This window comes from Xenorhabdus bovienii SS-2004, from assembly GCF_000027225.1.
In the GTDB taxonomy this organism is placed as follows: Bacteria; Pseudomonadota; Gammaproteobacteria; order Enterobacterales; family Enterobacteriaceae; genus Xenorhabdus; species Xenorhabdus bovienii_C.
This window is the reverse complement of sequence record NC_013892.1, coordinates 2638442-2650015: the sequence shown is the minus strand read 5'-3', so window position 1 is coordinate 2650015 and position 11574 is coordinate 2638442. Positions and strand designations below refer to the sequence as shown.

Sequence of the window (11574 nt, the reverse complement as noted above, 5' to 3'; positions counted from 1 at the left end):
TATGAAAATAAAGCAGGAAATTGCGGAAATGCACACTAATGATCCCATTGTGATGAATGCAAGAAAACAAGCATTAAAAGATTATGTTCGCCAACAACTGGATGCCGGATATCAGGGATGTCCCTTTTTTGTGTCTCGGCTGGCGGCCTCGGGGATGAACACAGAGGTTGTCACGACGTCATTCACTCTTGCCGAACCACTGAACAGCAGAATTTTCACTATGGCGGCGTCTCCGCTGCATCGTTTGTCGCTGTTTTCCGCCTGCATCAAGTATCTCGCCTTTTTGCACAGCCGGGAGCCGGAAGGGAGCTTGATTTGGGCGATCGGGGCGCAAGATAGGTCGGGCAACGGAACACCGGCGGTTTTGTCCAATGACCCTCCCGCCGGAGTTTATCTCGTCCCAGCTAAATGGCATCTGACGGAAACGGAGCTGACACAACCGGTAAAACGGCTGTTTGGTGAGGAGCTTGCGCAATGGAAGCGAATAGCCGCGTTGACGTCCGGCATGCCTTTGCAATCGGCGTCTTCTGTTATGTCGCAATCGCCGCAAGTGTTGGTAGGTTACTCTGAAACACAGACACCCTTTGAGGGAACAGATACGGCGCATTATTCACTGAGTATCTGGATCGAAGCCTGTCCCCAAAAGACCTGTCTGCATATGAGATTCGATTCGCAGAGGGTGGACGCAGAACTGACATCGCTTCTGATGGATCGCTTGACCTTGTTATTGAACAGCATGGTATTCGAGCCAAACTCCCCGCTCGCGTCGATGCCCTGGATGCCGGTGCAAGAGCGGGAGAGAATCGCTGCGCTGTCCGCCCCCGTACCCGCGCAGCCACTGAGGTACAAAAATGTGGAGCAGGCCATGACCGCCTCCATGCGCGACAGAGCTGAAACCCAGTTTCTGGAGGTCGGTGATCAGACCGTTAACTTTAAACAGTTGGAGCAGTACACGGCTATTTTGTTGACCGATCCTAATTTGCCACAATGGGAATCGTTAGGCGACTGTGTGCTTATTGTCGGCGCCAAGGGAGTGGAAATCACACTCGCCGCAATGGCATGTATGCGTATCGGTAAGCCGTTCTGCCTGCAATCCCACAGCGCGCCTGAAAGCCAGTTATTGGACATCATCGAGCTGCATAACACCAAGGTGGTTCTGCTACAGGAAAGTTGCGGTGAGATGGCCGAACTCTTTCGCGCTCAGGGCTGTCAGGTCGTTATGCTGCCTTATTATGTACCGGATGCGCCAGTCAGGCTGACGCATCGAACGGAGATGTCTGTTCTGGCGGCGTTGCTGCGCAAAGGTGAGGCAGTCAATCCCGACGACCCATTGTGTGTGGTGATGACCTCCGGCAGTGAGGGCAAACCGAAAGGCTGTATCAATACTCACAAAGCCTTACTTAATCTCAGTGCTGAAAAACAAGCCCTGTATCACACCGCCGGCTCCAGAGTTGCCTCCGTAGCGAATCATACTTTTGATTATTTCGTACTGGAATGTGTGCAGTGTCTGACTCAGGACATCGTGCTGGTCATGCCGCCGGAAGAAGCGCGTTCAGACGCTGGAAAATGCGTCAGATTTCTGCGGGAAAGCCGCATCGATTTATTGTTCACCACGACCGTGCTGGCGGAATACATCATGGAGCAGGGAGATATTCCTAACTTGCGGCAATTGTATTTTGGCGGCGAAAGTCTGAGAACGTTTCAAAAAAATAATTACGAGCTGTTTAATGTATACGGCCCCAGTGAAACCGGCGTTCTGACAACTTATTTATCCATAGTGCGTAATGACCAGAAAGTCACTATCGGTAAACCGTTCGGCGGCTGCCAGTGTGTTGTGGTATTTCCCGATACCTTAGAACCCTGTCCTATCGGTGTATCGGGTGAGTTGTTGATAGGAGGAGCCGGCGTTGGGGCGGGCTACATAAATCGCCCTGATCTCACTGAAAAGGCGTTCATAGATCTGGATACGGAATGGTTGAAGGGGAAATATTATCGCAGCGGTGATCTCTGTTGCTGGAATGTTCAGGGTGAGATTGAAATTGAAGGAAGGCGTGATCGCCAACTGAAAGTGAACGGTTTCCGCATCGAATTGGATGCCATTGAAAAAAACATCTTAGATCTGCCGACGGTGGCTCAAACGGCAGTGATTGGCATAGAAGACCAGCGGGGGCACACTCACGTAGGTGCTTTTATCGTAACGACGGACAGTGGGGTCACGGAACAAAACGTCAGAGAGGCGTTATTAAGCCGGATGCCCGCTTATATGGTGCCAAGTCAGGTGATTCTGGTAGCGGAATTACCGCTGACGCGCAATGGCAAACTGAATCGACAAGGGCTAAAACAGGCGTTTGGCAAGGCGATGAACGGTAAAGTTGTCCGGCCTGACGGGGCAACCCAAGAATGGCTGGCAGCCTGTTGGGCGCGGTATTTGGAGTTGGATGTTGACACCTTGTCGGTAGACAAAAGTTTTTTCTCTCTGGGGGGTCATTCGTTACGGGCTGCAAGGGTTCTGGCGGAGATTCAACATGAATTTGGGCAGGCTGTCTCTTTGTTGGAATTTTTTCAAAACGATACGATTGAGGCACTTGCGAAAACAATCGACGCCAGACGAACCGGCGGTGACAGCATGGTGACGGAGAGTTTCTCAAATCTGCTGGAAACCGCACCTCAGTTTGCGGTTGACGGGCGTGGGCCGTTATCGGCACAAGAAGTTCGGCTTTATGCAGAATATCGTCTGCATCCAGAATCACAGGCTTATATTTTGGCGCTGGAGATCCCGCTATCCCATGACCTCTTTCCTGATGCAGTGAAACAAGCCCTACAGGCTCTAATTGACCGCCACGATATTTTGCGTACCCGATATCGTATTGATAGTGAAGGTATTCCCTATGCTGAGATATTACCGTCTCTGCCGGTTGACAGGGTACTGATCGATGATCGGAATCAGTGGTTGCAGATGCGGACGCAGGCTTTCGAGTTGGGAGAAGCCCCTTTGTTGAGAGGCTGTCTACAGGAAATAAACACAGAGCACGCCTGTTTGCAGTTACAGATCCACCATATTTTAGTGGACAAACCTTCGTTGGAGATCCTACAGCGTGAGTTTCAGCAATTGCTGGCGCACGAATCGTTGTCTTGCGTGGCACTGAGTTACAGGCACTACGCAATGGCATTAGCGGATGCCCGTCAACGCCCGGTCTGGACACAGGCTGAGGCATTCTGGGTAGACTATCTTGAAGGGCTGGAATTCGATCCGTTCGGACATGGCGCGGTGGATGCAGGTGGCAAGGTGAAAACCCTATCCTGGCATCTATCGGCCGCAGATATGGCAGCAGTGAAACATCTTTGCGGAGCCGTCAACGTGACTCCGGCCATGTTTTTCCTGTCGGTGTGGGGGCTTACTGTGGCGCGCGAAGGGGGAAGTCATGCCTTTTCCATTTCAGTGGCGAATGCATTTCGCCCAAAAAATGCGCTGGAGACCGTGGGTATGTTCGTCTCGTTATCCCCTTGCGCGTTTCGTTTTGATAAGCCGACAGCAACCTTTGACCGATTTATTAAGAAATTGGCCGATGAGCAGTGGCGTATGGTGGATCAGCTTTTTTTTCCGGTTGAAGAGGCTTTTGCATTGCTCAGCCGTGATCCCAGGATGTTTGGCAGCAATCCACTGCTTAATGTCGCTTATTCCTATCTTGACGCAGCAGATCATGAAGCGCCGGATGCAGACGATTTATCGCTGGAAGCGCATGGGCCGCTCAATCTTACCGTCAGCCATCGTACGCAAGGTATACAAAAGACACAAAGTTGCCGATTGACACTGGAATATCAGATCGAGGCTTTCCCTGATTCACAAATAGAAGCCATCGCAACCGGCTATCAGGAAATTTTGCGGCAGATCTTGAGTCACGCTCCTTCCATTTTGCAGATTGATGAGCTGATGGTGTCTGCTGATGCAGTTAAAAAGGCCTTTCGGCCAGTACAACGACGTGCGTCGTATCGCCAAATCGATGCCATGCTGATTAATGGGTTTCTGACATTGACCGACCGTCCCGCAGTGATTGATGAAGAAGGCATCATGACTTGGGAAGAATTCGCTGCATTAACCGCTGCATATATGCAGGTTCTAAATCAGGGGACGATTCGACGGGCACTCATTTTAGGACGTCAGGGGCGTCAATTACAGGCATTTCTGGCGGCGTGTTTCCTGACGCATACCACTTATCTGGCACTCGAAACGGGGACGCCGGAGGAGCGTATTAACGAAGTGATCCGCCATGCAGAGCCGGATCTTGTGATCATGCACGGAGCGGAAATTGACGCGGCGGCGGTGTCAGAGATGGGTGTGCAATTGCAGGATAATAATCTGCTTGCTCCTGTTTCCATTAATTGGCAAGGCTTTCACAGCCTGAAGTCCTGCGACGATAATCCTATCGCATGGATATTGTACAGTTCCGGGACTACCGGCAAACCCAAAGGCATCTGTGTTGCCGCGCATACGGCGGCGCAGTATGTGGATTCACTCGTCAATAAGCTGGGGTTAAAGCAAGAATTGCAGACAACGCCGCAGGGATTGCGGATTGTGCAACAGTTCTCGCCCAGTTTTGACGGTTATCTTGAAGAAGTTCTGCTCGCTTGGGCGTTGCAGGGAACAAGTGTGGTCGCTGACCGTTACAGTTTATTGGATGAACGCAAGGTGAGGGCGTTTTTACTTCGCTACTGCCCTGATGTCATTTCTGCGGCTCCGGCTCTTTTCTCAGCCTGGAACCGTATGCCAGAGTTGGCACCTTTGCCCAAGATCTGCATTAGTGGTGGTGATTTTCTCGCTGCCGGAGATATCAGCCAATTACTCGAACGTACACAGATTTGGAACAGTTATGGCCCCACAGAGACCTGCATTGCTGTATCGATGGTGAACTGCACTCAGTTGGCGTCAGGCGCGGCACTTTCCATCGGAGAACCCTTCGAACATGCCGCTTTTGCCGTGATCGATCAGGATGGCGGCCGGCTTCGGATCGGTCAATGGGGAGAACTGGTCATTTATGGGGATTTTGAGCGTCACGGTTATCTGAATGACCCGGCGCTGACTGCAAGTAAATTTGGCCGGGACGTTCAGGGAACGTTCTTCCGTACCGGCGATTTAGCGATGGCGGACAAAAACGGCCTGTTTTACCTCAGAGGGCGAATGGATGATAGCTGTAAAGTGCGAGGGAATTTCATCGGCTTGGGCGAATTGGAAAACCGAGCCGGACAGTATCCTGATGTGATTGCGGCGGGTGCCGCAGTGGCGTTCGCCGGAACACCGGAGGCCTGTCTGGTACTGGCGATTGAAGGAAAAGAGAATATACAGTCGGATCTGCAACAGTATCTGGCGCGACATTATCCCCGTTCCCACTTGCCGTCGGCGATATTTCCGCTGGCGTCTTTGCCGCGAACCGAAATAGGCAAGCTGGATCGGCAGCGGATCGTGGCACGGTTTCTGGAATGGCGTGAAAACACGCACCAAACACAGGAGGAGCAGGTAGCAACAATGAGCGAGGGAGTGCAAAAATTAATCGCCTGCTGGAGGACATGTTTGGGATATAAAGGGGAGTTGACACAGGATTCTGACTTCTTTCTGGTATCCGGATCATCCCTGAGTGCCGTGCGACTGGCTAATCAACTGGAAACGCTGTTCAACGTGACATTCAGCCCCGTCGATGTGTTCCGCAATGCCACGATCGGCGGGCAATGGTCGCTGATCAACGCACGGCAGGGAGCGGATGACACAATGCCAGTGAAATTGTTACAAGAGCGTTTTCTGAACGCCGATGATCCTAACATTGCCAAACTGATACTGTTGCCGCCGGCGTTAGGGGGATTGATTGAATTGCAGGCGCTGGCGGACAAATTGGCCGGTCGCGTCACCGTGTCTGTTTTAACAACGGAACCCCGCGATGTTGAAAACCTGTCAGTGCAGGAATTTAAACAGGCGTTGCTAGATGCTCTGACATCGCACATTAAAGCGCAGGGCATACACCCGTCACGCTCACTGTGGTTGGGCGGCTATTCCCTTGGGGCGGAGATGCTGGTGGCATTGCTGGCGCAACAAGCGGAACTATCGCAGCCATCGCAGCATTTTTCCCAATACATAGACAAATTGGTATTTCTCGATCCTAACCTGCGCACCGATATTTTTGCGGGGGATGAGCTGTATGCAGAGTTCGTTGAGTTCTTTCGCGATGTTAATCGGTTGGCTTTTGATTGTGCAGGTTTTGATGCCGATATGGATGTTGAAACATTGCGGCGGCAGTTTCCTTCGCTCTATCAGGAGTGGCGCTATTACCAATTACAGCATCAGATCCTTGAAAACAAGACATTTTATGAGCGGATTCTGGCTCTGCCATCAGAAAATCTCCCTGTCGCGATGTTCTTTTCCGACGATGCAGACGAAGCCGGTATTGATGGACTTACGCAAAAAATGAAAGGGTGCTGCACCGTCCGGCGTAAAAGCGGTGATCACGCTGAATTCGTTAAGCAATTAACGTCCGATGACTTTATCGATCTGGAACAGGGTAAGACATTATGCGTACAGAAATAAGAGAAGATTTGGATATCGCTGTCATCGGTTTATCAGGCCGGTTTCCGGGAGCAGGGAATTACAGTGAGTTCTGGCGAAATTTACTGATGGGCGTGGATGGGATCTCCCGCTTTACGGCAGAAGAATTGCTTAAAGCAGGGCATGATGCCGGCAAGATACGTCATAAAGACTTCGTGCCGGTTAACGGAGTACTGGAAGGTGCACAGTATTTCGATGCGGAGTTCTTCGGCTACAGTCAGGCAGAAGCGGCGCTTTTGGATCCGCAAACCCGTTTGATGATGGAGTGCGTTTGGCATGCTTTAGAGAACGCCGGCGTCGATCCGGACAAACGGAGTCGTAATATCGGGCTGTTTCTGGGGGCGCGTAGTTCGGTGCAGTGGACGATGCAGGCGATGTTGTCTGAACAGGTTGAGAATACAGGCGGCTTTCTTGCCTCCCAATTGTCCAATAAAGATGCGATGAGTACGCTAATCTCCTGGAAGTTAGGACTGGAAGGCCCCAGTTTCACCTTGCAGACCGCCTGTTCAACCAGTTTGGTCAGTGTCCATCAGGCCGTGCAGAGCTTGTTGAGTGGTGAATGTGATTTCGCCGTTGCCGGCGGAGTCAGCCTGCTGTTACCGCAGCAAAACGGGCATACCTATCAAGACGGGATGTTATTTTCGAAAGACGGCAAGACCAGAGCGTTTGACGCGGAGGCTACCGGCAGCGTGTTCGGTAGCGGACTCGGCGCGGTAGTATTGCGGCGGGCGGGAGATGCTATTGCGGATAACGATCCTATCTGGGCGATCCTCAAAGGCTCTGCCATTAACAACGATGGTGCCCGCAAGGTAGGCTACACCGCGCCTAGCGTTAAAGGGCAGGCGGAAGTGATTCGCTCTGCTTTGCAGATGGCAGAGGTAGACGCGGCGGATCTGGATTTCATCGAGTGTCATGGCACGGCGACCTCTTTGGGAGACAGCATCGAATTTATGGCGTTGCGTGAGGTTTTCAACGAAAGAGGATCTTCCGCCAGTGCAGAGGAGACACTCAATCAATGTGCATTGGGTACCGTTAAAACCAACATCGGGCATCTGGATTCTGCCGCGGGTATCGCGGGTTTCATTAAGATGGTATTGGCACTCAGACATGGCATGATACCGCCCACGCTGCATTTCCAACGGCCGAATCCTCAATTGGAATTTGAACACTCCCCGTTTTATGTCAATACCCGCGCTGAACTGTGGCCGTCAAACCAAGGGAAATTGAGAACCGGTGGCGTCAGCAGTTTTGGTATTGGCGGAACCAATGCGCATATGGTGTTACAGCAATATGTGCTCCCTCCGCAGACCATGAAGACAAGCGGCGGTGACAAAGTACCCGGAGTCTGTTTTTTTCCGTTTTCAGCAAAAAACAGCACTTCTCTGGCACGGCAACTGGAATCAGTATCCCAGTGGTTGGTTTCACAGCCCGATCCGGATTTATCCGCGCTGTCCCATACCTTGGGCAAACGGCACAGTTTTCCGTATCGAGCCGTGTTTGCGGCAGATTCGAAGTTTGCTCTGATGCAGCAAATTGAACGCTATCTGGCACCGGATGAACAGACGGAGAGTCTGGCGCTGGTTCGGCAAGTCCTGGAAACGACATCGCCGGATAGTCTCTCAGAGAATTTTGCTGCTATCAGCGACTGGGTATCCGGTCAGACAAAAGAGCTTGAGAAATGTCTTTTCAGCCCCGGTAACGGACAACCGTTGATGGATGTCCCCGGATACGCTTTCATTCGCGAGGAGCATGGAATCGGACACATTACAGATAAAATCTGGTCGCAGATTGCCGATATCGTCGCGGCACCTGATGGCAAAGATCTGTCTAAAAATACGGCGGGTCTGCTAACACCATTCTGGAAACCTCTACGCTTGCCGGCACAACCGATGTCGGAGGTGAAGCCGGATACCGTGCTGCTGGTTGACCAGACGTTAGCGTCTCTTGCGAGCGGGTTGGCAGACAACAGTCAGATTGAGGTTGTCAGTCTGGATATGCTGTGTCCGGTACGGATGCGGAACGTTCTGGCAAAATTGTCTAGTGGTTCGCAAATAACAGGTTCGCAAAAGAACCCGTCTCTGGTGTTGTCGCTGGCGTTTCCGACAGAGGGTTTTTCTTTTGCGCCAGCGTCACTCCAAATTTTATCTGAATTAGGCCGGGCGCTTGCGGAGACTGATTTCTCCGTGTTTACTTCCGTGCATATTTATTTGATCGCGCCCGCTTTCTCCATGACCGGCGATAATGGATATCTGGCTGAATCTGTATTGACGGTGGCGGCTCTTAAAGCGTTAGCGTTAGTGATACCTCAGGAGATTCCCGGTGTCAGTTGTGCGTTTCTGAGCATTCAGAATCCCAGTACAGATTGGACGCCCGCCGCGCTGACCAGACTGCTGCAAACTCCGTTGCACGGGCCTCTGAAACTTAATGATGAGGGGTTGTTTGTTGAAGATTTCCGTTGTCCGGATGCGGAAGAAAATGACGTGTTGGATGCGGCGTATTTCAGCGGAAAAACTTACGTCATTACGGGTGCTGGCGGCAGGATGGCCAAGGCGATGGCACGGGTGATCGCACGACGTTTTCAGGGACGGTTGGCACTAATCAGTCGCCAGCCTGCGGACTCTCCTGCCATGAGGAGTTTACAGGAAGAGTTGAAGGACGCGGGCGCTGAGGCGGTGGAGATTTTTCCGTATGCACTGGAATCGGAAGCCGACGCATTGGCGCTGTTTGAGTCCATTCGCCGTCGTTTTGGGGAGATCAACGTGGTTCTTCACGCCGCTGGCGTCACGGATGGTGATTCCTTTTCCCCTCTGGTTCAACTCAATGCCGACCATTATTGCACGCAACTCGCGCCAAAAGCTCAGGTGGCGGCAGTACTCGCCAACGTATTCGAAAGCATTCCCGTTGAATATTGCTTCGTGACATCTTCGATGTCGGCGTTTTTCGGGGGGATTGCCCATGCGCCATACGCTGCGGCCAATCTGTTTCTGGATGGTTGGGGGCAGATGCAAAACAGACGGTTGACAGGAACGCGTTGGGTTGTTGTGAACTGGGAAACGGTTCATTTCGACGAAGATCGTCGGGCTGATGCACTCGTCTGGGGTGCCAATGAAGTTGCTCTCTCTGGCGCTGAGTTTCCTGCTCTGTTTGAACGCAGCTTGCGTGAATATGATCACGAAAACCAGAAAATTTTCTCTGCCGGCCAGTTTATGGATAGATTGTATGCCTGGGGAGGAAGACGTGCTGCCAAGATCGATCACAGACCGCAGGCCGGAGGGAACGTCAAATTGAAGCCCAGACCGAAAACGCTGACTTCCGTTTATCAATCGCCTGCCAATGAGATGCAGAAGGAAATCGCCGCTATATGGAGCAGTATTCTCGGTATTGACGGTATCGGCATTGATGACCGATTTATGGAACTAGGCGGCGACAGTCTGAAGACCATTGTGATGGCGGAAAAAGTGTATAAAAAACTCGGTAAGCGAGTTTCTATTCAGGACTTTTTTTCACAGCCCACATTACGGGAGATTGAACGACAGTTAGTCAACGACCAAAACGCTTCTCATCCTATCTTGCCGGCCATCGACCCGTCTGAGCCAATTATCGCCAGCGCTGATCAGGAATTGTTGTATATACATCAAACCACGTTTACCGACGCCAGTTATAACATGCCAATGGCTTTCCAATGCCCGGCGGCGATCAGTGCGATCGCCATCGCTACAGCGATAGAACAAGTTGCAGACCGGCATCCGGTCTTGAAATGTCTGTTTAAAAGGCAGGGGACTAATTTGATGATGCTGCCTCAGCTTGACGCTAAAGTCAGCTTGGCCATATTTGAGGCTGAACCCGCGCAGGAGGAAAATCAGGCTCGCCTCGAACAGTTTGCTAAAGCCCCTTTTGACCTGCATACCGAACTGCCAATGCGCGCCATGATGATAAAAGGTACGGATGCCGGCCAGTTCCATCAGGTGTTGATCGTCGTCCATCACATCGTATGCGATGCGGTTTCTCTGGGCATACTCGCCCATGATTTTCAGAATAGGCTTGAGGAGCGTCCGTTACCTGAGCCGGAGTACAGTTTCGCGGCCTATCGGCGCTATAGGCTGGAGTTTGAGAACGAAGATCAGGTGCGGAAAAATAAAGCCTATTGGCTCGCCAATCTATTGCCTTTACCTGCGTCGCTGGTATTGCCTACAGTAGATGATTATGACGGACATATCGACGCCGACAGCCATCGGGGAGTAACGCGGGTTAAAAGTCTTTCTGCGCAAACCAGCGAAGAAATCAGGTGTTTTTGCCGTGATCTGGGGCTCCCTGTATTTACCTTTTTCCTCGGGACATTCGGGGTGCTGATGACGAAAATCGCCCGTGCCGAATCCTTTCTTCTCGGTGTTCCCGTCACCGGACGCACACAGCCGGAAGAATTGGCGCTGGTGGGCTATCTTGTCAATATGCTGGCTCTGAAAATTGAGCCGGATACGGATTTTGCCATGACGGATTATCTTCTGGAGCTTAATGCACAGTGGTCTGAAAGCATCCCTTATCAGACTTATCCGATGAGCGCGCTGCTGGATGATCTGAGTACTGAGCATGACTTCCAAAACCGTCAAGGCAAACATCCGTTGTTCGACGTGGTTTTCGGGTATCTGCCACTGAGTCTGAGCGGTGCGGATGAATCCGCGTGGCGTCCCGGATTTTCCCGACTGGAACTGACGTCAGATACGGCCAAATTTGATTTGGTGATGGAAATATCCGAAACCCAAGAGACATTTGATTGCACGATACAATTTCGTGAACGCATGTTTAGTGAAGCCATCATTATGGCGGTGTTTGAGTACTTCTTCGCGTTGATAGAGGAAGTACTCACCGATCCTGATACGGAAATACAGGAATTACTCAAGAACCTTAGCGGTGAGCCTACGCCGGAAATGTCCGCTCAGACGAGCGGCCAGAATGTGGATTCAGAGTTTAATTTTTAGGGGAGGGCG

The 11574-nt window shown here is 51.6% G+C and carries 2 protein-coding genes; both read left to right on the top strand.

The window, feature by feature from the left end:
* Position 1: 1 nt before the first annotated feature.
* The gene (locus XBJ1_RS11410; RefSeq protein ID WP_143827673.1) at positions 2–6571 is read left to right on the top strand and encodes an AMP-binding protein; all 6570 of its coding nucleotides are present in this window, start codon (positions 2–4) and stop codon (positions 6569–6571) included.
* Positions 6556–11565, top strand: coding sequence for a beta-ketoacyl synthase N-terminal-like domain-containing protein (locus tag XBJ1_RS11405; protein WP_012989102.1), 5010 nt, complete (start codon positions 6556–6558; stop codon positions 11563–11565). Before XBJ1_RS11410 ends, XBJ1_RS11405 begins: the two co-directional genes overlap by 16 nt.
* Positions 11566–11574 lie beyond the last annotated feature (9 nt).